This window comes from Frankia sp. Mgl5 (assembly GCF_023242985.1).
Taxonomy (GTDB): domain Bacteria; phylum Actinomycetota; class Actinomycetes; order Frankiales; family Frankiaceae; genus Parafrankia; species Parafrankia soli.
Genome location: NZ_JALKFY010000851.1, coordinates 1 through 25,383, shown reverse-complemented (window position 1 = coordinate 25,383; position 25,383 = coordinate 1). Strand labels below are relative to the sequence as shown.

The following is a 25,383-nucleotide window of genomic DNA, read 5'->3' as shown; positions in this document are numbered from 1 at the left end:
GATAGAGAAGGGACTTGTATGGCGTACCAGGCAGCGCCCGCCGACGTGGCCGGCCCGGCTTCACCCGAGTTCGCGCCACCGTCAGCACCGCCCAGCCTGGCTCCGCGTGAGCCGTCCGCGGTAGCGGCCCCGGCCGTCCCGGCGATCCCGACGCAGGCCGTGGCCGGCGACAGCCGCGACGCCTCCCGGGCCGGGATCCCGCCGCTGGACGGCGTGGACACCTGGGTCCGGGTGCCCGTCACATGGTGGAGGGCCGTCGCCGGACGGGTCGTCGGGGTCGCGATCACGCTGATCGGCGCGGTGTACGCGGTGTGGCGCGCCGGGACGCTGGACGGCACCGGCGTGGCCGGCCACCTGTTCTACGCGGCCGAGATCGTCAGCTACCTCACGATCGTGTGGACGGCGGTGATGACCGGCCGGATGCGCACCGGCTACGTCCGGCGCGCCCCGGCGCCGGCCGGCACCCTCGACGTCTTCGTCACCGTCTGCGGTGAGCCGGTCGAGATGGTCGAGGCGACGCTGCGCGCGGCGCTGGCGATCGACTACCCGCACCGCACCTACGTCCTCAACGACGGGCGGATCGCCGGCCGGCCCAACTGGCGCGACATCGACGCGCTCGCCGCCCGGCTCGGGCTCACCTGCTTCACCCGCACCGACGGGCCGCGTGGCAAGGCCGCGAACCTCAACCACGGCCTCGCCCGCACCGACGGCGACGCGATCATGACGCTGGACGCCGACCACATCGCGGTGCCCGATCTCGGCGAGCTCGTCCTCGGCTACCTGCGGGACCCGAAGATCGGGTTCGTCTGCACCGAGCAGCGCTTCGACGTCGGCCGCCACGACGTGCTCAACAACGCCGAACCGATGCTGTACAAGGCGGTGCAGCCGGCGAAGGACCGCGACAGCGCCGCGTCGTCCTGCGGGAACGGCACCCTGTACCGGCGGACGGCGGTCGAGTCCGTCGGCGGCTTCAGCGAGTGGAACATCGTCGAGGACCTGCACACCTCCTACCAGCTGCACGCCGCCGGCTGGCAGAGCGTCTACCACCACGGCCCGGTGTCCGTCGGGATCGCGCCGGCCACCGCGGCGGAGTACGCCAAGCAGCGCAGCCGGTGGGCGATGGACGGCCTGCGCCTGCTGCTGTTCGACAACCCGCTGCGCAAGCCCGGCCTGACCGGCTGGCAGCGGGCGCACTACCTGCACACCGGGATCGGCTACCTGGTGGCGTGCGCGCAGATGATGTTCCTGCTGGGGCCGCCGCTGAGCGTGCTGGCCGGGGTCCAGATCGCGGCCGGGGTGTCGCTGACCGCCTACGTGCTGCACGCCCTGCCGTACCTGGTCGGCTCGCTGCTGTTCATCGTCGCCTACACCGGGCCGCGCGGAGCCCAGCGGACGGTGGCCAGCACCCTGTTCAACGCTCCGCTGTACGCGCTGTCGTTCGTGCGGGTCGTGCTCTCCGGCCGACCCGACTCCGGCGCGACCGCGAAGACCGCGCTGCCGCGGATGTCGCTCCTGCTGCTGCCCCAGGTGCTCTTCGCCGCGAGTCTGGTGGTCACCATTCTCGTCGTCGGCCTCGACCCGGACGTGGCCGACCTGTCCGCGCTGGTGTGGGCCGGGGTGCTGCTGTCGATGGTGGCCGGGCCGCTGTCGGCGCTCTCGGAACGCCAGGACCGGGTGGAGCGGGCCCAGCTGCCGATCCGGGCCGTCATCCTCGGACTGGTGCTGAGCTTCGCCGTCGTCACCCTCCTGGAGGGCTGACCGGGCTTACCCGAGAATGCGGGCGGTGCCGAAGCCGGCGGTCAGCTGATCGCCGGCGGTGAACCGGCCGGGGGCGAACTCGGCCAGGCCGGGGGCGGGCGCTTCACCGGCGAGCAGGCCGGCGACGTGGTCGCCGAGGACCGGGGCGAGCTTGAAGCCGTGTCCGCTGGTGCCGGCATCGACCCACACCCGGTCGGTGATCTGCCCGATCACCGGCTGCCAGTCCGGGCTGACGTCGTAGAGCGCGGACCAGCCGCCGGCCCGAGCCCGAGCCCGGGCCCGGGTCTCGCCGGGCCGGCCGGGGCGCCGGCGCAGGGCGGCCTCGGCGAGCCGGGCGAACTCGGTGTCGCGCACCGGGGCGGTCGCGGCGTCCGGGTCGACCGGCGGGGTGGGCTCGAGGCCGCCGAGCATCCAGCCGCCGTCGGGCTGCGGCGCCGCGTAGTACCCGCCCGCCACGTCGATGATCACTCCGGTGTCGGGGTCGGGGATGTCCGGGGGCGCCGCGCCGCGGCGGGCGGAGCCGGCGCCGCCGGACGTGGCACCGGCGGTCGAGGCGGGGCCGCTGCCGGAGACGGGGCCGAGGAGCGCGACCACGTGCCGTTCGGCATGTAGCGGCAACGGGACGCCGAGCTGGGCGGCCAGGGGCGCGGTCCAGGGACCGGCGGCGAGCAGCAGGCGCTGGACCCGGTGCGTCGTGCCGTCCGCGGTGGTGAGCGCGACCTGCCCGGGAGTCTCGGTGATCCGGACGACCCGGGTGTCGGCGTGGACCACCGCGCCGCGCGTGCGGGCCGCGGCGACGAAGCCCCAGGTCGTCCGGTAGGGATCGGCGTACCCGGCCTGCTCCTCCCGCACGGCCACCGCGACGTTCCCGCCCGTGCCGGCGGAGCCGGGGCCGTCGCCCGCGCCGACGTCGATTCCGGGGAATCGGACGGTCACCTCGTCCGGGCCGAGGATCTCGATGCTGACACCCAGGTCGATCAGGGCGGTCGCGGTGCGCCGCGCCGCGGCGGCGTCGTCCGGGCCGTGCAGGTACAGCCCGCCGGTGCGGACGAAGCCGGCGTCTCCGCCGTCGGTGTGCTCGGCGAACTCCGCGAGGAACGCGATGCTGTCGTGCGCGGCCCGGGCCAGGAACGGCTGGGTGTAGTAGGCCCGGCAGATACCGCTGGAGCGGCCGGTCGGTCCGCCCGCGGGTCGTCCCCGCTCGAACACGACGACGTCGAGCCCGCGGCGGGCCAGGTGGAACGCGGCGCTCGCGCCGTGCACTCCCGCCCCGATGATGCCGACCTCAGCCACCGCCCCGCGGGAACGCGCCTGTGCCATCGTCAGTCCTCTCGCCGGCTTCGGCCCGTGCTAACCGTTGGTGGCCCGGGGCTTGGGCCCGGTGGCGCGCATGTTGACCAGCCGTCCGAGCAGGTCGAACCAGAACGGGGCGCCAGCGGTGAGCGCGAAGCAGCCGATCGCGAGGCCGGCGATCTTCAGCAGCCAGCCGCCGACGGAGTCGGGGACCTCCCGCGGGTCGTCCCGCTCCTCCGAGTTGTGCACCCAGCCGATCGGGACGGCGAGTCCGGAGGCGTCCCGCACGGCCTGGACCGCCTGCTCCGCCGCCTCGCCGGCCGTGGGCTGGTCGGGCTCGGGCTGGTCGGGTGCCACCGCGCCGCCGGAGGTCACCTCGACCTGGGCGGCCGCCACCGCGGCCTGGCGTACCGTCCCGTCCTGCCAGAACGCCCGGGCCAGCCCGATCGCGTCGAGGTTGAACGGGACGGCCAGCAGGATCGCGTAGCAGAGCAGGAAGACGGCGATGCGCCGCCGGTACCAGCCGGAGAGGCGGTCCATGGCGTCGTCGTACCAGCGGGCCAGCTCGGTGACGATCTTCTCGCGGTCCCCGGCGGCCTGGACGGTCGCCGCGATCAGGGCGTCCTTCGCCGGCGACGGGGGGAGCGAGGCGAGCCCGTCCTCGATGGTCCCGACCGCGCCGGAGCCGGTGGCGGCGACGAGCGCGGCCGCCATCACCCGCCCGGCCGGGTGGTCCGCGGGCATCGCGGCGTACAGCGCCTGGGCGGTCCGCTCGTCGAGGGCGTGTCGGGCTTCGTCGTAGGCGCGCCGGTAGGCGGTCCGGGCCTCGTCGGTGACATGGTCGGGCAGGGTCTCCGGGCGGAGCTGGGACAGCATGGCCCGGGCGGGCGGGTCTACCCGGTCGAGGAGCGCCTGGGCGAAGGCGGTCGACGGCACGTACGACGGCAGCCGCAGGCTGCGTGCCCGGCGCACCGCGGCCAGGGCCCCGGAGACGGGCGGGTGGTCCGCCATGGCCGGCGGGGTGGCGTTGCGGCCGGTGGCACGGGTGGTGCGCAGCGGGCCGTCCAGCAGCTCGGCGGCGACGTCCGGCGGGTTGCCGCCGTCGGGGCCGTCCTCAGGGTCGCCGTCGGGGGCGCCGGTTGGCCGGGCGCCGAGCAGCCGCCGCAGCTCGGCCTCGAGCTGGCGTCCCCGGTAGCGGAACAGGGCGAGCACAGCCTCGTTGATCCGGGACACGGCGAGGCTGAACGCGGCGAAGAGCAGCGCCAGCCCGATCAGCACATCGAAAGCGGATGAGTCCGGCATGGCCCCCGGTTCCCGACCCTCGGCCGCCCGTGCGACCGCTCATGGGGCACAGGACGCGCACACCGGGACTCTCCCGGCAGACCGCGCATTTCTACACGGTGGCGCAGGGCCACCACCGAGCGGCGCCACCCACCGCGCCGGATGGGTACCGGGAGCCACGAAGAGTGAGGGCGGAGCCGGGCGGTCGGGGCGGAGTCGCCGCCGCCGCCACCGCAGGCCCCGAGAAGAATGGCCGCACAGCAAGCGACGGATGTGACGAGTAATCGAGTCGCACGGCGCATCGTCCGATCTTCCGTAAGTGTCCGCATTTTCATGGCGGATGAATGGGAGGATTGACGGCCGACAGCTGCCGCGGTGCGTGCCGATGCTGATGTCGATGCCACGCGCCAGCCGCTTTCGGGGCCGCGCCCCGGCGAGCGCGCCCCGCCGAACCGCCGCCCCCGCACGGTCCGATCTCGCCGTTGCTGTGCCCGCCGGTCGGGAGGCCGGGTGCCCGCGGGTGTTGTTGACCAGCAGAAACGGACCGTCGGTCCGGAATACTGTTACGATGCGGGCCATCAGTCCGCCTCCGTAAGGGGAGGAGCGCCGTGGCTCCCGAAAGAGCAGTGGCTCCGGAAAGATCGGACACCGCCTGCGGCCGGGCGGCGATCGTGGCGGCGGCCGCCGTCCTGTTCGAGCGGGGCGGGGTCGAGGCGGTCTCGATGGAGAACATCGCCGAGGCCGCCGGCGTCGGCAGGTCCACGGTGCTGAGCCGCGTCGGTGACCGCGCGGCGCTGATCCACGCGGTGCTGGCCCCCCGCGCCGCCGCGCTGCGGGAGCGGGTCGAGGAGGGGCCTGCGCCGCTCGGCCCCGGCGGCGAGCCCGTCGACGCGCTGAACGCCTACCTCGACGCCCTGCTCGAGTTCGTCTGGACCAACCGGGCCCTCATCCGCACCCTGGAGGATGACAGCCTGGAGACCTACTACACCAGCCCACTCAGCGAGTTCTGGATCGGCGAGCTGGCGCGCCGGCTGTCCGCCACCCGTCCCGGCGGTGACGCCGACGCCGACGCCGAATACCTGGCGCACGTGCTGTTCCCCGCGCTGCGAGCCAACGCCGTCGACTACCTGGTCTCGGCGCGCGGGATGCCGCTGTCGCAGGTCCGCGCCGGTCTGCACAGCCTCGTCGCCGTCTGAGCCCGCGCCGCGGCCCGAGCCCCATCCGATGGGACGGCCCTGTTGGGACGGCCCGGCGTCGGTGAGCGCTACTTCACCGTGACGATGTCGGCACGCAGGGGCGCGAGCGCCGCTCCGATCTGGCCGGTGGTCTCCGCCGGGACACCGAGGCCGCTCAGCGCCGAGACCAGGTGGTCCACCACGGCGTCGAAGTTGGCGTCGGTGATCCGGAGGCCGGAGTGCACCGAGGCGATCGCTCCGCCCTGGTAGACCTCGGGCCCGCCGATCGCCGCGGAGATGAACGCCTGCTGGTGCGCCTTGAGACGCGGGATGTCCTTGCCGGCGAAGAAGGGCGCGAGCTCGGGGTCGGCCGTCACCCGGACGTAGAACTCGTCGACCGCGGCCTGCACGGCGCTCGCACCACCGATAGCGTCGTAGATACTCATCAGAGGTCTCGCTTTCGCAGGATGGGCCCAGCCGAGGTCGGTGACCACGTGCGTTTCCATGGGCCGCATTGGTACATTTTCGACACGTCCACTAAATCGCGCAGGTAACGCGTTCGAAAGAGCCGAATGTCGACGCGAGAGCGACGGACGGCACGCGGTCGGGGGCCGCCCGACTCCTCGCGGCCACGCGTATCAGCAGGCGAAGCCGCCGCGCCGCTGTCAGCGTCGCTGTCAGCCGGGCGGCGCCCCGGCCGCGGCCGTACAGGCCGGCCGGCGCGGCCGCGGACCGTTACCCCTGGGGACGGGAGACCTGTTCCAGTGCTGCCGCGATCTCGGTGGGGATCTCGATGCCCAGGGCCGCGAGGTGTTCGTCCAACTGGGCCGCGGAGGCGACGTCGAGCGTGATCGAGGTGACGGGTCTCGTCAGTTGCCAGGCCAGCGACAGCTGCGTGGCCGTGCACCCGAGCTCCGCCGCCGCGGCCTCCGTGGCGGCGACGGTGGCGTGCCTGTGCCTGTGCCTGTGCATGTGCTCGGGGGAGCGGAGTGAGTTCGTGCTGATCAGGCCGAGGCCTTCCTCCGCCAGCAGCGGGAGGTGCTCGTGTTCGAGCTCCCGCGAGAGCAGGCCGTACGGGCCGCGGAACGAGATGAAACGGGCCCGGCCGAGCCGGTCGCTGACCGACAGCGCCTTCATCACCCGGTAGACGTGCAGGTTGGCGACGCCGACGTAGAGAACCTTCCCGGCGCGCACCAGGTCGTCCAACGCGTCGATCGTCTCCTCCAGCGGGGTCGTCGGGTCGTCGGCGTCGAGTTGGAGGAGGTCGAGATAGTCCGTCCGGAGCCGGCGGAGGGTCGCCTCGCAGGCGGCCCGGATGTGACGGCGGCTGTTCCCGCCGTCGTGGGGGCCCTGCCCGCTCGGCCGCCCGACGCTCGAGGCCAGGACGACGCTCGAGCGCCTGTCCCGAACGGCACGGCCGCAGAGCTCCACCGCGGCGCCGTCCGGGTCCGTGCCACCCCGGCCGACGTCACCCGCGGCAGTGGTGTCGAGGAGGTTGCCGCCGGCGTCGAGGAAGCGGTGGATGACGCCGATCGCGGCCCGCTCGTCATGGTCCGCGGGCCCGGCGCCGAGAGCCGCGACTCCCAGCGCGAGCCGCGAGACGTTCAGCCCGCTGCGGCCGAGCCGCCGGTACTCCATCGACCAGCTCGCACGCGGGACGGCCGGTCCCTCCCCGGCGGCCCTGGCGGCCTCGGCGGGCCTGGCAGCCTCGGTCGGGTGCGGCCTGGTCTCCGGCCTGGCCAGGACACCGTTGAGGAAGAGGCTCACCGCGTGGTGGAGGTGCTCCTCCTCGACCTCGGGGGTCCGGTAGATGCCGTAGGCGGCCAGCCACGCCGGCATCGCGCCGACCATGGCGAAGAACTGCTCGGCGGCGAGGTCGACGTCCCCGACGACCACGGTGCCCGCGCTCTCGTGCCTGCGTAGCACATCAATGATCAGTTGCACCCGCGGTGACCAGGTGACGGCCTGCGAGCTCGCCGCGAACTCGGGGAAGCGCGCGGACTCGGCGATCGCCATCCGGCTCAGGCGGACGATGTCGGGGTCGACCGAGCGGGCCAGGATCGCCCGCGCGATCACGGTCAGGCTCTCGGCGAGGTCGTCGGGCAGCGGTTCGAGGACGCGCTCGTCGCGCTCCTGGCGGGTGAGCGCCCACGAGCTCACCGCGATGAACAGCGTCCGCTTGTCGGGGTAGCGGGCGTACAGGGTGCTCTTGGTGATTCCCGCGGCCTGCGCGACGGCCTCCATCGTGGTGCCGTCGTAGCCCGACTCCAGGAACGTGTCGACGGCGGCCCGCCGGAGCCGCTCGGTCAGCCTGGCCGCTTCCGTCGCCGTCGGGCGCCCGGCCCGTGAACGCTCGCCACCCGCCCTGGACTCCATCCGCTAAAGCTACGGATGCGTCGGATTCTGGTCAAGGCCGACGGTGGCGCCGTTCGGGCGCCCTCGCGGGAGGCAGGGCGGTCCTGGTCCGCTTGTCGCCGCCGGCTGTTGACCAAAACCATACGGACTCGTAGGGTTCATTCTCACGCGGCTGGAGAAACAGCACGCGGATGGATTGTTTCGGAGTTCGCGGCGGCCCGTAGCCACGTGGCTCGTACGTGCATCGGCTCGGAGGTAGACGGATGGCGCACTTCCCGAAGCCCGCGGAGGGCAGCTGGACCGAGCACTACCCGGACCTCGGTACCGGGTTCGTCTCGTTCGAGGACTCGATCTCGCCCGAGCACTATGAGCTGGAGCGCAAGGCGATCTTCGGGCGGACCTGGCTCAACGTCGGTCGGGTCGAGCAGATCCCGAGGACCGGCAACTACTTCACGAGGGAGATCCACGCCGCGCGTGCGTCGCTGATCGTCGTCCGCGACGCCGAGGGCGAGGTCCGCGCGTTCCACAACGTCTGCCGGCATCGCGGCAACAAGCTGGTGTGGAACGACTTTCCCCAGGAGGAGACGCAGGGCACGGCTCGGCAGTTCACCTGCAAGTACCACGCCTGGCGTTACGGGCTCGACGGCTCCTGCACGTTCGTCCAGCAGGAGTCGGAGTTCTTCGACCTCGACAGGTCGCAGCTCGGTCTGGTACCGGTGCGCTGTGAGCTGTGGGAGGGCTTCATCTTCATCAACCTCGACAGCGAGGGCACGACATCGCTGGCCGAGTACCTGGGGCGCTTCGCGAAGGGACTCGAGGGCTATCCCTTCGGGGAGATGACCGAGGTCTACAAGTACCGGGCCGAGGTCGGGAGCAACTGGAAGCTCTACATCGACGCGTTCGCGGAGTTCTACCACGCACCCGTCCTGCACGCGAAGCAGTACGTGGGCGACGAGTCACGCAAGCTGCTGGGCTACGGCTACGAGTCACTGCACTACGACATCGACGGTCCGCACTCGATGCAGTCGGCGTGGGGCGGGATGTCGCCGCCGAAGGACCTCAACATGGTGAAGCCGATCGAGCGGGTCCTGCGCAGTGGCAACTTCGGGCCGTGGGACCGCCCCGACATCGAGGGCCTGAACTCGCTGCCGTCAGGGGTCAACCCGGCCGGCCACCCGGCGTGGGGCCTGGACTCCTACGTCTTCTTCCCGAACTTCATGATCGTGGTGTGGGCGCCGGGCTGGTACCTCACCTACCACTACTGGCCGACGGCGTACAACCAGCACATCTTCGAGGGCACGCTGTACTTCGTGCCGGCCCGGACCGCGCAGGACCGCATCCGGCAGGAGCTTGCCGCGGTCACCTTCAAGGAGTTCGCGCTGCAGGACTGCAACACGCTCGAGGCCACCCAGACCATGCTCGAGTCCCGCGCCGTCTCGCGGTTCCCGCTCAACGACCAGGAGATCGCCATCCGGCACCTCCACAAGACCGCGGGCGACTACGTGGCCGGGTATCAGGGGTAAGCCGGGTACCAGGGGCCAGCACGCGTGGCCGGCGCCCGGTCGGCGCCGGCCCTTGACCTGAAGTCCACTTCAGGTCCGATGCTGGCGGCATGGACTTCACCGAGACCGAACGTGCGTACCTGGCCGGCCAGCGGCTCGGCCGGCTGGCGACCGTCGCCCCGGGCGGCGCGCCGCAGAACTCCCCGGTCGCCTTCCGCGTCAACGAGGCGACCGGCACGATCGACATCCACGGGTACGACCTGGGCGCCAGCCGGAAGTTCCGCAACGTCGCGGCCACCGGCGTGGTGTCCCTCGTCGTCGACGACATCGCCTCCGTCGACCCGTGGCGGGTGCGCGGCGTGGAGATCCGGGGAACGGCGGAGGCGCTGACCGATCAGGATCCGCCGCAGCGCCATCTCAGCCGTGAGGTCATCCGCATCCACCCCGTCCGGATCATCAGCTGGGGTGTCGATCCGGACGGGGTGGCGCTGCGGTCGCGCGGGGTCAGCCGGACTTCTGCTGGAACAACGTGACGCTGTGGTCGCCGTTCGCGCTGCCCACATAGTGGTCGGCGAGGAACGGGGTGCCCATGACCCCCTGCGACCAGTCCACCGACTGCCCGAAGTCCCGGAACCAGTCGTAGAGCATGGTGCGGTGCGCGATGCGCCACTCCCCGTCCCGCTTCTCCAGCCGGTCGACGTAACGGCCGCCGATCACGACGTCATGCTCCTGCTCACCGAAGTCGATCCGGTGATAGGAGGTGACGTGGGTCTCGGCCACCGCGGTGTCACCCGTGACGTCGATCAGGGTCTGGCCCAGCGTGTGCAGGGTGACGGGGATTGAGGGCGCGCCGGGCACGACCCACGCCAGGTACTCCTTGAACGTGCCGCGGAAGATGCCGTGGTCGTCGGTCGCGTCCGGCCAGTACGCCCCGCTGATCAGCTCCGCGTCGCGCCGGTCCTCGCCCCGGGCGAGCCGGGCGAGGAGGTCGCGGATCTGTTCACGGTCCAGGACGAAGCTCAGGTCGTCGGCACTGATACTCATATCCGGCTCACCTCGTGGTCGGCTAGGGGTGGAACGGGCGGTCGCCGCCCCGGGCTGGATCGGTCTGGCCTGGGGAATCGGCCTGGCCTAGGGAATCTGCGGCTTGCGGGTGTTGATCAGCGGCCGCCGGTAGGAGGGGTCCTCCTTGCTGCGGGTGGGAGCGCCGTCGAGGTGGATGTCCGGCACGTCGGAGAACGGGATGTCCATGGTGGGCACCAGGCCCGACCACTCGATGGCGTTGGTGCGCAACGCGATCCGCCATTCGCCTGCGCGCCGTTCCAGCCGGTCGATGTAGCGGCCACCGGCGATCCAGTTGGAGTCGTCGCGGTTGCGCCCGACGAACAGGTAGTACGTCTCGGTGTGCGCGGTGTCGCCGTCGATGTCGATGGTGACGTTGAGCAGGTTGTGGTGGGTGGCCACCTGGCCCTGCTCATGCCCGGCGGACGCCCAGTCGTACAGCTCGACCGGGCCGCCGACGAACGGACCGGCGGCGATCACGGCGTCAGGATGGAAGGCGGAGAGGAAGAGCTCGCGGTCGAACCTGTCCATGCCCCGGCTGAACCGGGTCAGGGTGTCGTGGATGTCCTGCCGCTCGAGCAGTTGTTCGAGCCGGGCGAGCTTCTCGGCGGTGATGGGCTGGCTCATCGTTCCTCGCGGTTGCTGTGCCGACGTCGGCGTCGACGCCGGGGGTGGAGATGCGGGTCTTGGGTGTGGTGGCGTGCGCTCTGCGATGCTGTGCGCGGCGTAGCTGGTTCAGGGAACGCCGCTGGTTGGGGACCGCGCCTCTGGTTCAGGGGGCGCCGGCGGTTCGCGGGCCGCTAGACGGGGGACCAGAGCGGGGCGCCACGCTGGGCCCGCAGTGACGGGATGACCTTCCCGTCGAGGTCGGTGACGCCGTACTCCTGGGCCAGCTCGGCGGTGATGAAGGTACCCCCGGAGTGCCGCATCAGGTCCGTGTCCTGGACGAGCGCCGCGATGACGCGGCCGGGGAACTCCGGCGAGCAGCCGATCGTCGGGTTGGTGACGAGCTGCTCCTTCATCGCGGGGTTCAGCGAGATGTTGCGCTCGGCCCGCTCGGTGAAGGTGAGGCCCTGCCACAGCGAGATCGACGCGATGTTGTGCGGCTTGAGTTCGACGGCCATGTCCCGGGCCATGCGGTCGACCGCGGACTTGCAGGTGCCGAAGACGACGCCGTAGGTGTAGGTCACTCCCACGTAGCCGGAGATCGCCACGATGAGGCCGGCCCGGCGCGGAACCATGAGCCGCGCCGCGTGCCAGGCGGCGACGAAGTTCGACCGCACCCCGACGTCGACCATCTCCCAGTTCGACAGCGGCTTCTCCCAGAACGGGTTCGGCTCCGTCAGGTCCTCGGGCAGGGAGAAGGCGTTGTTGACCAGGATGTCCAGCCGGCCCTGCTCGCGCTCGACCTGCTCGAACAGCGCGGCGACCTGGTCGTCGTCCCCGTGGTCGACCTGCACGGCGATGCCCCGGCCGCCCCGGCGGTCCACCTCCGCCGCGGTCTCACCGACCGTGCCGGGAAGCGGGTGCGAGCCGGGGGACACCGTCCGCCCGGTGACGTAGACCGTCGCGCCCTCGTCGGCGAGCGCGAGCGCGATGCCCTTCCCGATGCCCCGGCTGGCGCCGGTGACGACGGCGACCCGGTCCGAAAGTAAACCCATGCGAACTCCCAGCTGGTGTTCATGGCTGTGGTCCGGCCGGCCGCCCCGACGGCACCGTGGTGGCCGGCCGGACCACGGGCGGGGGACCTACCCCGCGAGGTTCATCAGGCGCTGCCGCTCAGACCGCGGCCGGGACCTTCATGAGCTGGGCGAGGTTGCCGCCCATGAGCTTGCGCACGAGTGGTTCTGGCAGGTGGGCGAGCTCGTCGATGTAGCTGACAGGGTTCGCCAGCCCCTCCGGATGCGGATAGTCGGACCCGAACAGCACGTGGTCCTCACCTAGGACCTTGGTCAGCGCGCCGAGGTCCTCCTCCCAGAACGGGCTGACGTAGACGTTGCGCCGGATCACGTCGAGCGGGTTCTCGGGAAAGTCGTGCGGCATCTTCTTGTACAGGTTCTTCATGGCGTCCATCAGCGGGGCGACCCAGCTCATCCCGTTCTCGACGACGGCCACCTTCAGCCGGGGGAAGCGGGAGAGCGCGCCGTGGCAGACGAGCGCCGAGACCGCGTCCTCGACCGGTCGCCAGGCCTGCAGCATCTGGAACGGGTTCGGCTGGAACGGCAGCATCTCGCGGTTGGCGCCCATCCACTCGCCGTTGTAGCGGGCGTACCCGCTGTCGGACGAGTGCAGTGCGACGAGGATGTCGGCCTCCTGCACGCGGGCCCAGAACGGGTCGAACTCCGGCAGGCCGAACGAGCGCGGCCCGCGCAGGCCCGGCACGGGCGCCGGCCGGACGAGGATGACCCGGGCGCCCCGCTCGAGGACCCACTCGAGTTCCTCGACGGCCTTCTCCACGATCGGCAGGGTGATCACCGGCGTGGTGAAGATCCGGTCCTGGTAGTTGAACTGCCAGGTCTCGTACAGCCACTCGTTGAGCGAGTGGATGACGGCGTGGACGAGGTCCGCGTCGTCGCGCATCCGCTCCTCGATCAGGCTGGCGAGCGTGGGGAACATCAGGGTGCGGTCGAGCCCCTGCTCGTCCATGACCTTGACGCGCGCGGCCGGCTCCCGCCAGGCGTCGATGGACCGCACCGGCTTGCCGAAGATCTCCCGGTACGTCTTCCCCTCGGGGTTGCCGTGCCGGTAGTAGTCCTCCTGCGCCCCCGGGCGGGCGACGACCTCGAAGGTCGGGTTCGGGATGTACTGGCTGATCTGCCCGCGCACGACGATCTTCGTCCGGCCGTGCACGTCGACGTAGTCGATCGCGCCCCGGTAGCGCGCCGGCAGGAACTTGGTGAGCGCGTCCTGGGTCTCGTACAGGTGGTTGTCGGCGTCGAACACCGGAATGTCGTGGGTGGGCATCACACCTCCTGGTCAGGAGCGACCGGATCCCCCGCGGGGCACGTCGCGGAAGGCACGGTCACGGTCGAGGGCGGGCTCGCGGGGCATGCCGAGGACACGCTCGCTGATCACGTTGCGGGCCATCTCGGTGGTCCCGCCGCCGATGCAGGTGGTCTGGCGCAGGAGGAAGTCGTTCCCGCACTCGGCGACCGCGCCGTCCTCGGCGCTCCAGGCCGCGCCCGCCGAGCCGGCGATGTCGTACGCCATGCTGGTGACGCGGGTGGAGGCGATGCCGGCGAACAGGCGCCCGATGGCGGCCGACTGGTCGGGCATCCGGCGGGAGACGACGCCGCGGCCGATCCGGCCCTGCAGCGACTCGCGGACCAGGTCGAGCACCCGGCCCTCGCCGATGAGGTCCCGTACCCGTGGCTCGTCGAGGCGGCCGGCGTCGCGGGCGACGTCCACCAGGACGGTGGCGTCGACGCCGCCGTAGGACCAGCCGGCGGGGACGGTGACGAACGGGGAGTTGTGCAGCATCCGCTCGTGGAACATCCACCGGGTGCCGACGGTCCAGCCGTTGTCGACGTCGCCGATGCGGTCGGTGTCGGGGACCCGGACGTCGGTGATGAACTCCTGGCAGAACTCCTTGTTGCCGTTGAGCATCTCGATGCGCTGGACGTCGATGCCGGGCTGGCGCAGCGGCATGATGAACACGGTGAGCCCGCGGTGCTTCGGGACGTCCCAGTTCGTGCGGGCCAGGCAGAGCGCCCAGTCCGACCACCAGGCCCCGGTCGTCCAGATCTTCGAGCCGTTGAGGATCCAGTCGTCGCCCTCGCGCACGGCGGTGGTCAGCGCGCCGGCGACGTCCGAACCGCTGCTGGGCTCGGAGAGGAACTGCATCCAGATCTCCTCGCCCTTGATGATGGCGGGGAGGTGGCGCTCCTTCTGCTCCGGGGTGCCGAACTCGAGGAGCACCGCGGCGCACGGCGAGAACGTCGGCGCCTGCAGCCGGCCCGGGTACTCGTAGCCGGTGATCTCCTCGTTGAACGCGCGCTGGTGCTCCGGCGACAGGCCCTGCCCGCCGTACTCGCGCGGGAAGCAGATGCCGGCGAGGCCGGCGTCGAACAGCATCCGCTGGATCTGCCGCTCGCGGGCGACGGCGGCGAGCTCCTCCTCGTCCGTCGTGTCCGCCCGCATGACGCCGGCGCCCTCGTTGTGCTCGAGGGGGCGCAGGTTGGCGCGGATCCACGTCCGCGCCCGCCGGCGGAAGTCCGCGACGCTCTCCGTGGCTTCCGCGTTCGCCGCGCCGGCGGCCGAGCCGGTGCCGGTGCTGATGTCGGACGTCATGCCCGCTCCTTGAGGTGCTCGACGACGGCGGCGACGCGCTGGCGGTGCTCGGCCGGCGTGCCGCACAGCGCCCGGTTCACGGTGACGCGGCGCAGGTACAGGTGCAGGTCGTGCTCATAGGTCACGCCGATCCCGCCGTGCAGCTGGACGCAGTCCTGCAGCAGCTCCGTCCCGTAGTCGCCGATGAAGGACTTCGCCGCGCTCACCAGCTCCCCGGCGTCGGGTGAGCCGGCGTCGACGGCCGCCGCGGCGCTGTCGTTGACGGCGTGCGCGCCTTCCAGCCAGGTCTTCATGTCGGCGAAACGGTGCTTGAGCGCCTGGTAGGACGCGAGGGGCCGGCCGAAGGAGTAACGCTCGAAGGCCCAGCGGACGGTCATGTCGAAGGCGGCCTGCATCGCGCCGACCGTCTCGGCGTTGAGGATCACGATCGCGCGCTGGAGCTGGCGCTCGATCTGGTCGGCCGCCGCGCCGACCTCGCCGACGACGGCGGCGCGCGGCACCCGGACGCCGTCCATCCGGACGGCGAAGAAGCGCCGGGTCAGGTCGACCGTGCGCAGCGGCTCCACCGTCACCCCGGGCGTGGCCGCGGGCACCAGCAGCTGGGTGAGCCCCTCCTCGCCGCGGGCGGCGACGAGCAGGTGCCCGGCCTGGGCGGCCGACTCGACCGGGCGGCTCACCCCGTCGAGGACGAGGTCGTCGCCGTCGACCCGCAGGGCGAGGCCGACGCTGTCGAGCCGGTCCAGCGGCGGCGGCCCGCCGAGGCACCACGCCGCCACAGTGGCACCCGACAGGATGTCGGCCAGGACCTCGGAGTGCGCCGGGCCCGCCGCGCCCCCCGCGGGGGGGGCGGCGGTGGTGGCGGGCCGCGGGCCCGGCGCGGCGCGCCGGCCGGACGCGGGGGCGACCAGCGTCAGGTCGACCAGGGCGGACCCGCTGATCGACCCGCCGCCCTGCTCCTCACCGACCAGCAGGGACGTCCACCCCAGCTCGGCTCCGCCCTGCCAGTAGTCGGCCTCGAAGCCGGCGGGGTCGTGGCGCAGGCGGCGGACCGCCTCGGCCGGGACCCGGTCCGCGAGGTATCTCGCGGTCGCCTCCCTGAGGACCTCCTGGTCGGGACTCAACTCCAGCAGCACGATCCGTCACCTCGCGTCATTCGGCTCCCTTGCCCGACGCCTGCCGCGGCCCGGGTCGCGCCGCGTGGGCTCCCGTCCGACCGCGGCCGCACGGGTGCGGTGCACACCGTGGGGTGCGCGCCCGTGGTTCAGGACCGGTCCGGCGGACTAGGCCGTCACGATACGGACCGCCGGTCCACATACGCAAGAGGGTGGTTCGGGCATGATTCGGGCGCCGCGGGCTGACGTCGGCGGTCAGCTGCCGGCGAGGCGGTGCAGGCCGGCGCGGACGCGGTCGGGGTCCATCCGGCGGCTGGAGACCAGGTAGTCGATGACGTCGGCCCGCAGCGCGGTGAACAGGACGTGCGTCAGGTAGTCGGTGTTCTCACCCGGGCGCACGGCGTTGAGGCGCCGGGCGAGCTCGCTGATCCAGTACTGGCTGGACGGGTTGGCGTAGTAGGCGTACGGCCCGTGGTGTTCGAGCGCGCGGATGAGGGTGCGGTTCGTCCAGACGAAGTCGAGCAGCGAGTCGAGGTAGGCGTGCAGCGCGGCCACCGGCTCCCCGCCGGGGCCGAGGGGGGGAGGCCCCTGCTCGACGAGGGTCAGCATCGCGGCGACCCGCGGGTACAGGACGGCCTCGATCAGCGCGGTGCGGTCGCCGAAGCGGCGGAACAGGGTGCCCTTGCCGACCCCCGCGGCCCGGGCGATGTCGTTCATCGACACCTGCTCGGCGCCGTCGCGGTCGAACAGGTCCGCCGCCGCGGCGAGGATCGCCGCCCGGTTGCGGGCGGCGTCGGCGCGCTCGGACCCGGCCACCGCTGCACCTCCTCGCGCCGATGTGCTCGGACCTCTGGTGTGCTCGGACCTCTGGCTCGTGTCGATGTGCCCGGACCTCTTGCCGATGTGGACCGCCGGTCCGTATCGTAGCGGCCTAGTTCGCAGGACCGGTCCGATCGCGGGTAAGGCGATTCGGGGCGCAGCGCGGACCAGGCGTCGGACCGTGGCGGGGAATGGCGCCGAACGCTGCGGACAACGGGTCATTCGCTTCAGGGCCAGCGGGACACGCGCACAGCGGTGTCGAAGGGATGCGGTGCAGACGGTGAAGGACATCGAGGCGATCGACTTCTTCCGGGGCGACGAGCTCGTCGCGGACCCTTATCCCTATTTCCACGCGCTGCGGGAGCAGTGTCCGGTCCACCGCGAGCCGCACCACGACGTGGTGATGGTGACGGGCTACGAGGAAGCCGTCTCGGTGTTCCACGACTCCGACCGGTTCTCCTCGTGCATCTCGGTGACCGGGCCGTTCCCCGGGTTCCCGGTCCCGCTCGAGGGTCTCGAGGGTGACGAGATCTCCGAGCTGATCGAGCGGCACCGCGCCGACCTGCCGATGAGCGACCAGCTGCCCACGTTCGACCCGCCGATGCACACCGATCACCGCGCGCTGCTGATGCGGCTGATCACGCCGAAGCGGCTCAAGGAGAACGAGGAGTTCATCTGGCGGCTCGCCGACCGCCTGCTGGACGACTACCTCGCCAGCGGCGAGGGCGAGTTCATCCGCGGCTTCGCCGGCCCCTTCGCCCTGCTCGTCATCGCCGACCTGCTCGGCGTGCCCGAGGAGGACCACGAGGAGTTCGCCGACCGGCTGCAGCACCGGCCGGCGGCCGAGGGCGGCGGCGTGGGCAGCACCGGCGACCACTCGATGGAACACTCGCCGCTGCAGTTCCTCTACGACCGCTTCACGACCTACATCGAGGCCCGTCGCCGGGATCCCCGCGACGACGTCCTCACCGGGCTGGCCACCGCGACGTTCCCGGACGGCTCCACCCCCGAGGTCATCGACGTCGTGCGGGTGGCCGCGAACCTGTTCTCCGCCGGCCAGGAGACCACCGTCCGGCTGGTCAGCACCGCGGCGAAGCTGATCGCCGACAATCCCGGCCTGCAGCGCCTGCTGCGCGCCGAGCGCGACCGGATCCCGAACTTCATCGAGGAGACGCTGCGGCTGGAGAGCCCGGTCAAGGGCGACTTCCGGCTGGCCCGGGTGTCGACCACGGTCGGTGGGGTCGACATCCCCGCCGGCACCACGGTGATGGTCGTGAACGGGGCCGCGAACCGCGACCCCCGCCGCTTCGCCGACCCGGACACGCTCGACGTCGCCCGCCCCAACGCGCGTCAGCACATCGCGTTCGGGCGCGGCATCCACAGCTGCCCCGGCGCGCCGCTGGCCCGGGCCGAGGCCCGGGCGGGACTTGAGCGGCTGCTCGACCGCACGGCCGACATCCGGATCTCCGAGCGCGTGCACGGCCCCGCGGGCGCCCGCAACTACCAGTACCTCCCCACGTTCATCCTGCGCGGTCTGACCCACCTGCAGCTCGAGTTCACGCCGGCGGCGTCCGACTCCCGGTAATGGCCCTCCCCGGTGAGAACCGGCCCGGTGAGACCGGCCCGCGGCGTGAGTCGACATCCCGCGCGGGCCGGTAGCCGAAATTCTTCATCTCAACGACGAGGTTCGGGAGTCCGTCACCATGTTGTCGCAAGGGGCGCGCTACAGCGCCGCATCCATCGGCCTCGCCGAAGGATGGAGCCTGGACCGGCTCACGTCGCCGAGCAGACTTTTCGGCGCGAACGGATTACGCACCGGCCCGGACGGCCGCGTCTACGTGGCGCAGGTGACCGGCAGCCAGATCAGCGCACTGGACGTCGAGACCGGCCAGCTGGAGACCATCAGCGCGAAGGGCGGCGCGATCATCGCCCCCGACGACGTGGCCTTCGGCCCGCAGGGCGACCTCTACGCCACCGAGGTCATGGACGGCCGGGTGAGCGTGCGCGGCGCCGACGGCACCACCCGGGTGCTGCGTGACGACCTCCCGAGCGTCAACGGCATCACCGTCCACCAGGGCCGGCTGTTCGTCAACGAGTGCCGGGTCGGCGGGCGCCTGATGGAGCTCGACCTGAACGGCGGCGCGCCCCGCGTGCTGCTCGAGGACCTGGCGATGCCCAACGCCATGGAGGTCGGCCCCGACGGCCTCCTGTACTACCCGGTGATGGGGACGAACGACATCTGGCGGATCGACCCGGAGGGCGGCGAGCCGCAGCGGGTCGTGGGGGATCTCGGCGTCCCGGACTCGCTGAAGTTCGACCCCGAGGGCTTCATCGTCTCCACCCAGGTCGCCTCCGGCGAGGTGCTGCGGATCAACCCGCGCAACGGCGAGCGCACCGTGCTGGCCGCCCTCACGCCGGGCCTGGACAACTGCACCTTCGTCGGCGACCGGCTGTTCGTCTCGAACTTCACCGGGTCGATCACCGAGATCCTCGGCGGCGGGGCGACCCGCGAGACGCTGCCGGGCGGGCTGAACTGGCCGCTGGACCTGACCGTGGGCGAGGACGGCAACCTCTACATCGCCGACGGGACGTACTTCTACCTCCTGCGCCCCGGCGGCAAGCCGGAGACGCTCGGCATGCTCTTCTCCCCGGGCTACCCGGGCTTCGTCCGCGGGGTCACCGCCGTCGGCGCGGGCGAGTTCATCGTCACCACCTCGGGCGGGCAGGTCACCCGCTACCGGCCGGCGAGCGCGGAGAGCGAGGTGCTCGCCGACGAGCTCGACCAGCTCTACGGCGTGGCGGTCGCCCCGGGCGGCGACATCGTCGCCGCCGAGCTCGGCAAGGGCCGCGTGCTCTCCATCCGCTCCGGCCGGGTCGAGGAGCTGGCGTCCGGGCTCAACGATCCGCTGGGTGTCGCGTTCGGGCCGGACGGCACGCTCTTCGTCTCCGAGTCGGGCGCCGGGCGGGTCGTCACGATCTCCGGCTTCCGCGTCGACACGGTGGTCGACGGCCTGGAGCAGCCGCAGGGAATCCTCGTGCGCGGCGGGCAGCTCCTTATCGTCGACGCCGGCACGAAGCAGCTGATCAGCGTCGACCTCGGCACCGGGGCCCGGCAGACCATCGCCCGTGACCTCCCGGTGGGCGCCCCGCCCGGCGTGACGCCCAAGCCGCTGCGCGGGCTGCCGCCCTTCTCCGGGCCGCAGGGCCCGTTCGCGGGCATCGCCGCCGGACCGGACGGCACGCTCTACCTATCTGCTGACGCCGAGGGCAGCGTGCTCGCGCTGCGGCGGGAGGGCTGAGGCGACATGACGAACGACTTCCTCAACCTGGACGGGCGCATCGTCATCGTCTCCGGTGCGGGTGGCGGCGGCATCGGAACCTCGGTGGCGAGCACCGTGGCGCGCGCCGGGGCGACCGTGCTCGCGGTGAGCCGCTCCCAGGAGAACCTCGACACGCACATCGGGCCGCTGGTGAAGGAGGGGCTGCCAGTCGTGCCGGTCGCGGCGGACGCCTCGACCGACGAGGGCATCGCGACGGTGCTGAACGCGGCCTCGCGGGCGGACGGCGACCTGTACGGGCTGGTCAACGTCGCCGGAGGTGCCGCCCCCGCGACGTGGATGGCGGCGACCCGGGTGACCCGGGAGGACTGGCGCGAGCTGTTCACCCAGAACCTCGAGACGATGTTCTTCTTCAGCCAGGCGGTCGCCGCCGAGCTGAAGTCGCAGGGCCGCCCCGGGTCGATCGTGTCGGTCTCCTCGATCAGCGGCATGAACACGGCGCCGTTCCACGTCGCCTACGGCACCGCCAAGGCGGGGGTGGTGGCGGCGACGCGCACGCTGGCCGTCGAGCTCGCCGGGGACGACATCCGGGTGAACGCCGTGGCACCCGGGGTGACCGCGACCCCGTCGTCGGGCGCGTATGTGGACGCCGACCCCGACCGCGACCGCCGTGCCATCACCGCGGGCCGCCGCGGCCGCCCGGAGGAGCAGGCCGGAGCGATCCTCTTCCTCCTTTCGGACCTGTCTTCGTACATCACGGGGCAGACGATTCTCGTGGACGGCGGCCTGAACCTCAGGTGGACCCATCTGGGCGCCGACAACACGTCGCTGTTCCTGAAGGACGAGGAGTTCCGCGCGTCCCTCACGCGCTGACACGCCGAAGCGGATCTGTTTGTTTCCAGACAAATCCCGGACCAAAGCCGCACCCGAACCCGATTACCCCGTGACGCGGGTTGGAGAATGTCATGAGCGAGACTCTCGACAACATCCAGGAAACAGTTTCCACTCCAGTCGAGCCGCTGTCGGAACCGCTCGAGATCGGCGTGGAGGCGTACATCTCCCCGGAGTACGCCCGGGCCGAACGGGACAAGCTGTGGCGGAAGGTCTGGCAGCAGGTCGGCCGGGTCGAGGAGATTCCGCGGGTCGGCGACTTCCTGACGTACGAGATCCTGGACGACTCGCTCGTCGTGGTGCGCTCGGCGCCGGACCGGATCCGGGCGTACCACAACGTCTGCTCGCACCGGGGCCGCCGGCTGGTGGACACCCCTGAGGGGGCGCGCGACGCCCGCGGGCAGCTGCGGCAGTTCGTGTGCGGTTTCCACGGATGGCGGTACAACCTCGACGGCGAGAACACGTTCGCGGCCGAGCGCGAGGACTGGCCGTGCGGCCTGACCGACGAGAAGATCGCGCTCAAGGACGTGCAGGTCGACACCTGGGGCGGCTGGATCTGGGTGAACCTGGACCCGGACGCCGAGCCGCTGCGGCAGTACCTGGAGCCGGCGGCGTCGCTGCTCGACCCGTTCCAGCTCGAGAACATGCGCTACCGGTGGCGGAAGTGGCTGGTCTTCGACTGCAACTGGAAGGTCGCCCTCGAGGCGTTCATGGAGACCTACCACGTGCCGTACACCCATCCGGAGTTCATGAACTTCGGGAACTTCCTGGGCTGGGCGCGGGCGCAGGGCCGGCACAGCAACATCGGGTACGACGCGCCGAAGGGCCTGGAGGAGAACCAGGCGAAGCTGCGGATCGGCAGCGGCCCGGACGCCCGGCGCTCGACGATCGAGCTGCAGAACTTCACCTGGGAGAACGCGAACACCAACACCACCCGGACCCTCGTCGACGCCGCCCAGCGGCTCACCGAGGAGCTCCCGGAGGGGACGCCCCCGGGCGAGGTGCTGCAGCACTGGCTGGCCTCGGCCCGCCGGGACGACGCCGCCCGCGGGGTGGTGTGGCCGACGGTTCCCCCGGAGATCGTCGCGAAGAGCGGCACCGCCTGGCAGATCTTCCCGAACTTCCAGATCGGGCACGCGCTGAACAACATGCTCTGCTACAGCGCTCGGCCGTACGGCTACGACCCCGACAAGTGCATCTTCGAGGCCGCCGTCTACGAGCTCTACCCGGAGGGCGGCGAGCCGGAGACCAAGTGGGAGTTCACGCCGCCGGAGGACCCGGGCTGGCGCACCGTGCTGCCGCAGGACTTCGCGAACATGTCGGCCGTGCAGCAGGGCATGAAGTCGGGCGGTTTCTCCGGGCCGAAGCCCAATCCGTACCGCGAGCGCAGCGTCGTGAACCTGCACCACAACCTGGCCAAGTACATGGGCACCGGCGAGCCTCACAAACTCGCCTAGACCCGCCTGGAATCAGTTTCTCCCGCGAATCCCGCCGCGGCGCCTGACGAGTGACCCGAGCACCAGCCCAGATACGAGGAATGTGCATGCAGAACTGTGCCCCGACCGAGACGCCCGAGGTCGACCATGACGCGCTCCGGACGAAGTATCTGGCAGAGCGGGACAAGCGCCTGCGTCGTGAGGGGCAGAAGCAGTATGTGGCGACCGAGGGCGAATTCGAGGAGTTCTACGAGGCCGACCCGTACACACCGGTCGTCCCTCGGACGCCGATCGTCGAGGACATCGACGTGGCGATCTTAGGCGGTGGCTGGGCGGGCCTGGTGGCCGCGGCGCGGCTGAAGCAGGAAGGTGTCACCGACTTCCGGATCATCGACATGGCGGGCGACTTCGGTGGCGTGTGGTACTGGAACCGGTATCCCGGAATCCAGTGCGACACCGACAGCTACTGCTACCTCCCGCTGCTCGAGGAGGTCGGTTACATCCCGAAGGAGAAGTACGCCCGGGGCGACGAGTGCCTGGAGCACGCCCAGCGCATCGGGAAGCACTTCGGCCTGTACGAGCACGCGGTGTTCAGCACGATGATCCGCTCGCAGGAGTGGGACGAGCAGACGAATCGCTGGAAGATCACCACGAACCGCGGTGACGAGATCAGCGCCCGGTTCGTGGTGATGTGCCAGGGGCCCTTCAACCGGCCGAAGCTGCCGGGCATCCCCGGCATCGCCGACTACCAGGGCCACACGATCCACACCGCCCGGTGGGACTACGAGTACTCCGGCGGCGACCTGCACGGCGGGCTGGACAAGCTCGCCGGCAAGAAGATCGCGGTGATCGGCACCGGGGCCAGCGGTGTGCAGGTCATCCCGCACATCGCGCAGACCGCCGAGCACCTGTACGTGTTCCAGCGCACCGCCTCCTCGATCGACGAGCGCGGCGACGTCCCGACCGACCCGGAGTGGGCCGCGACGTTGCAGCCGGGCTGGCAGGAGGAGCGGCGGCGCAACTTCCACGCCGCGGCCTATGAGGCGTTCGCGCCGGGACAGCCGGACCTGATCTGCGACGGCTGGACCGAGATCAGCCGTAACCTGCAGGCGCAGCTGGACGCCACCAACGGCTGGGCGGCGCTGGCGGACCCGGCGAAGTTCATGGAGCTGCGCGAGCTCGTCGACTACCAGGTGATGGAGCGGCTGCGGCAGCGGATCGACGCGATCGTCGAGGATCCGGCGACCGCCGAGGCGCTGAAGCCGTACTACCGGTTCCTGTGCAAGCGGCCGTGCTTCAACGACCTGTACCTGCCGACCTTCAACCGCCCCAACGTCACCCTGATCGACGTGGCGCAGACCAAGGGCGTCGAGCGGATCACCGCGAAGGGCCTCGTCGCGAACGGCGTCGAGTACGAGGTCGACTGCATCGTGTTCGCCAGCGGCTTCGAGATCACCAGCGACCTCGACCGGCGGCTCGCGATCCACCCGTACGCCGGCCGCGAGGGCCGGTCGCTCTACGAGCACTGGGTCGACGGCTACCGCACCCTGCACGGGATCATGACCCACGGCTTCCCGAACCAGTTCTTCACCGGCTACATCCAGGGCGGCGTCACGGCGGCCGTGCCGGCGATGTTCGAGCAGCAGGCCGTGCACATCGCCCACATCATCTCCGAGACCCTCGCCCGTGGCGCGGTGACCGTCGAACCCACCTTCGACGCGCAGGAGGGGTGGGTCGCGGCGGTCCGGGCCGCGGAGATCGACAACACCAACTTCGCGCGGGAGTGCACGCCCGGCTACTACAACAACGAGGGCGAGCAGCAGATCCGGTCGGTCCTCGGCGACCCCTACTGGGCCGGCTTCTACGCCTTCGGTGAGCTGCTGCAGGAGTGGCGCGACTCAGGCGAGATGGCGGGGCTCGTCCTCGGCAAGTGACGGCCATCCGTCTGATGACAGAACTCGCGAGAGGACCATTCGATGTCTGAGGCCACACTGCCCGCAGCCCGGTTCGATGACCGGGTAGCCGTGATCACCGGTGCCGGCCGGGGGCTGGGGCGCGCCTACGCCCTGCTGCTCGGCTCGCTGGGCGCCAAGGTCGTCGTCAACGACCCGGGCGGCAGCATGAGCGGGGAGGGCCTCGACGCCGGCCCCGCCGAGCAGGTCGTCCAGGAGATCATCGCCGCCGGCGGCGAGGCCGTCGCCTCCACCGACTCGGTGGCCACGGCCGCGGGCGGCCAGGCGATCATCGACACGGCGATCGACAGCTTCGGCCGGATCGACATCCTCATCCACAACGCCGGGACGCACCGCCCGGCGCCGCTGGCGGAGATGACGTACGAGGACTTCGACGCCGTCCTGGACGTCCACCTGCGCGGGGCGTTCCATGTCGTGCGGGCCGCGTTCCCGCTGATGGTCGCGGCGGGGTACGGCCGGATCGTGCTGACCTCCTCGATCGGCGGGCTGTACGGCAACGCCGGGGTCGTCAACTACGGCGTGTCCAAGACCGGCATGATCGGGCTGTCGAACGTGGCCGCGCTCGAAGGGGCCGCGTCGGGCGTGAAGAGCAACATCATCGTCCCCGCCGCGATCACGCGGATGGCGGAGGGGATCGACACCTCGGCCTACCCGCCGATGACGCCGGAGCTGGTGGCCCCCACCGTGGGCTGGCTCGCGCACGAGTCCTGCTCGATCACCGGGGAGATGCTCACCTCGATCGCCGGCCGGGTGGCCCGGGTCTTCATCGCGGAGACCCCGGGCGTGTACCAGCCGTCCTGGACGGTCGAGCAGGTCGGGGAGCAGCTCGCGACCATCCGCGACACGAGCGACCCCTGGATCCTGCCGGTCGTGCCCTCGGCGCACGTCGACCACATCGTCAACAGCTTCGCGATGGCCGCCAAGGGTGCCGCGAACGCGTCCTGAACCACCGCACGGCCGCGCTAGCGGCACCGCACGACCGCACCGACACAGCACCGCAGCCACGGACCAGCGCACACCCGGATCGGAAGGGGGATGGGAAACCGTACCGCGGGCCGGTACCGGCGTTCCCTGACTACCAATGGCGGTAAAAGTCTACGAGCGCATCCTCCAGTTGTTCGAGGCCGAGGGGATCAAGACGATCTTCGGTATTCCGGA

At 71.4% G+C, this 25,383-nt stretch carries 21 protein-coding genes; 10 read left to right on the top strand and 11 right to left on the bottom strand.

Annotated features, from left to right (window positions below):
• The first annotated feature begins 18 nt into the window (after positions 1–18).
• Positions 19–1,758 carry a glycosyltransferase gene (locus MXD62_RS36840; protein WP_248833945.1) on the top strand — a complete coding sequence of 580 codons (1,740 nt, stop codon included), beginning with the start codon at positions 19–21 and terminating at the stop codon, positions 1,756–1,758.
• A gap of 6 nt (positions 1,759–1,764) precedes the next feature.
• Here MXD62_RS36840 and MXD62_RS36835 read toward each other — a convergent pair whose 3' ends face one another.
• Positions 1,765–3,078: an FAD-dependent oxidoreductase gene (locus MXD62_RS36835; protein ID WP_248833944.1), complete on the bottom strand. Its 1,314-nt coding sequence runs from the start codon at positions 3,076–3,078 to the stop codon at positions 1,765–1,767.
• Between the two features lie 30 nt (positions 3,079–3,108).
• Positions 3,109–4,353 carry a hypothetical protein gene (locus MXD62_RS36830; protein ID WP_248833943.1) on the bottom strand — a complete coding sequence of 415 codons (1,245 nt, stop codon included), beginning with the start codon at positions 4,351–4,353 and terminating at the stop codon, positions 3,109–3,111.
• A 587-nt stretch (positions 4,354–4,940) separates the two neighbouring features.
• Here MXD62_RS36830 and MXD62_RS36825 point away from each other — a divergent pair.
• Entirely contained in the window at positions 4,941–5,528 is a 588-nt protein-coding gene (locus MXD62_RS36825) for a TetR/AcrR family transcriptional regulator (protein ID WP_248833942.1), read from the top strand.
• 68 nt (positions 5,529–5,596) lie between these two features.
• On the opposite strand, the gene MXD62_RS36820 is transcribed toward MXD62_RS36825, so the two are convergent.
• A complete protein-coding gene (locus MXD62_RS36820; RefSeq protein WP_248833941.1) occupies positions 5,597–5,953 on the bottom strand; it encodes a group 1 truncated hemoglobin in 357 nt (118 codons plus the stop codon).
• A gap of 289 nt (positions 5,954–6,242) precedes the next feature.
• Entirely contained in the window at positions 6,243–7,883 is a 1,641-nt protein-coding gene (locus MXD62_RS36815; RefSeq protein WP_248833940.1) for an aldo/keto reductase, read from the bottom strand.
• Between the two features lie 242 nt (positions 7,884–8,125).
• Between MXD62_RS36815 and MXD62_RS36810 the strand changes: the two genes are divergently transcribed.
• Together MXD62_RS36810 and MXD62_RS36805 are read left to right on the top strand one after the other, a co-directional pair.
• Positions 8,126–9,385, top strand: coding sequence for an aromatic ring-hydroxylating dioxygenase subunit alpha (locus MXD62_RS36810; protein WP_248833939.1), 1,260 nt, complete (start codon positions 8,126–8,128; stop codon positions 9,383–9,385).
• A gap of 89 nt (positions 9,386–9,474) precedes the next feature.
• Entirely contained in the window at positions 9,475–9,897 is a 423-nt protein-coding gene (locus MXD62_RS36805) for a PPOX class F420-dependent oxidoreductase (protein ID WP_248833938.1), read from the top strand.
• Here the strand turns inward: MXD62_RS36805 and MXD62_RS36800 are convergent.
• The 7 genes from MXD62_RS36800 to MXD62_RS36770 all read right to left on the bottom strand — a co-directional run bounded on the left by MXD62_RS36800 (position 9,869) and on the right by MXD62_RS36770 (position 16,644).
• Complete coding sequence (locus MXD62_RS36800) at positions 9,869–10,408, bottom strand: nuclear transport factor 2 family protein (RefSeq protein ID WP_248833937.1); 540 nt, start codon at positions 10,406–10,408, stop codon at positions 9,869–9,871. The genes MXD62_RS36805 and MXD62_RS36800 overlap by 29 nt on opposite strands.
• Positions 10,409–10,495: 87 nt before the next feature.
• Positions 10,496–11,053: a nuclear transport factor 2 family protein gene (locus MXD62_RS36795; RefSeq protein ID WP_248833936.1), complete on the bottom strand. Its 558-nt coding sequence runs from the start codon at positions 11,051–11,053 to the stop codon at positions 10,496–10,498.
• A 173-nt stretch (positions 11,054–11,226) separates the two neighbouring features.
• Positions 11,227–12,087: an SDR family NAD(P)-dependent oxidoreductase gene (locus MXD62_RS36790; protein WP_248833935.1), complete on the bottom strand. Its 861-nt coding sequence runs from the start codon at positions 12,085–12,087 to the stop codon at positions 11,227–11,229.
• Between the two features lie 118 nt (positions 12,088–12,205).
• On the bottom strand, positions 12,206–13,390 hold the full coding sequence (locus MXD62_RS36785; RefSeq protein WP_248833934.1) for an amidohydrolase family protein: 1,185 nt from the start codon (positions 13,388–13,390) through the stop codon (positions 12,206–12,208).
• 12 nt (positions 13,391–13,402) lie between these two features.
• The gene (locus MXD62_RS36780; protein ID WP_248833933.1) at positions 13,403–14,716 is read right to left on the bottom strand and encodes an acyl-CoA dehydrogenase family protein; all 1,314 of its coding nucleotides are present in this window, start codon (positions 14,714–14,716) and stop codon (positions 13,403–13,405) included.
• Positions 14,713–15,849: an acyl-CoA dehydrogenase family protein gene (locus tag MXD62_RS36775; protein WP_248833932.1), complete on the bottom strand. Its 1,137-nt coding sequence runs from the start codon at positions 15,847–15,849 to the stop codon at positions 14,713–14,715. The genes MXD62_RS36780 and MXD62_RS36775 overlap by 4 nt, the downstream gene beginning before the upstream one ends.
• 234 nt (positions 15,850–16,083) lie before the next feature.
• Complete coding sequence (locus MXD62_RS36770) at positions 16,084–16,644, bottom strand: TetR/AcrR family transcriptional regulator (protein WP_248833931.1); 561 nt, start codon at positions 16,642–16,644, stop codon at positions 16,084–16,086.
• Between the two features lie 283 nt (positions 16,645–16,927).
• Between MXD62_RS36770 and MXD62_RS36765 the strand changes: the two genes are divergently transcribed.
• The 6 genes from MXD62_RS36765 (at position 16,928) to MXD62_RS36740 (ending at position 25,170) form a co-directional block, all read left to right on the top strand.
• Positions 16,928–18,232: a cytochrome P450 gene (locus MXD62_RS36765; protein WP_248834026.1), complete on the top strand. Its 1,305-nt coding sequence runs from the start codon at positions 16,928–16,930 to the stop codon at positions 18,230–18,232.
• A gap of 118 nt (positions 18,233–18,350) precedes the next feature.
• Positions 18,351–19,946 carry an SMP-30/gluconolactonase/LRE family protein gene (locus MXD62_RS36760; RefSeq protein ID WP_248833930.1) on the top strand — a complete coding sequence of 532 codons (1,596 nt, stop codon included), beginning with the start codon at positions 18,351–18,353 and terminating at the stop codon, positions 19,944–19,946.
• Between the two features lie 6 nt (positions 19,947–19,952).
• On the top strand, positions 19,953–20,798 hold the full coding sequence (locus MXD62_RS36755; protein WP_248833929.1) for an SDR family oxidoreductase: 846 nt from the start codon (positions 19,953–19,955) through the stop codon (positions 20,796–20,798).
• A 92-nt stretch (positions 20,799–20,890) separates the two neighbouring features.
• Positions 20,891–22,273 (top strand): aromatic ring-hydroxylating dioxygenase subunit alpha, encoded by a 1,383-nt coding sequence (locus MXD62_RS36750; RefSeq protein ID WP_248833928.1) that lies wholly within the window; start codon positions 20,891–20,893, stop codon positions 22,271–22,273.
• Between the two features lie 86 nt (positions 22,274–22,359).
• Positions 22,360–24,186: an NAD(P)/FAD-dependent oxidoreductase gene (locus MXD62_RS36745; RefSeq protein ID WP_248833927.1), complete on the top strand. Its 1,827-nt coding sequence runs from the start codon at positions 22,360–22,362 to the stop codon at positions 24,184–24,186.
• A gap of 42 nt (positions 24,187–24,228) precedes the next feature.
• Positions 24,229–25,170, top strand: a complete 942-nt coding sequence (locus tag MXD62_RS36740; RefSeq protein WP_248833926.1) for an SDR family NAD(P)-dependent oxidoreductase — start codon at positions 24,229–24,231, stop codon at positions 25,168–25,170.
• Positions 25,171–25,383 lie beyond the last annotated feature (213 nt).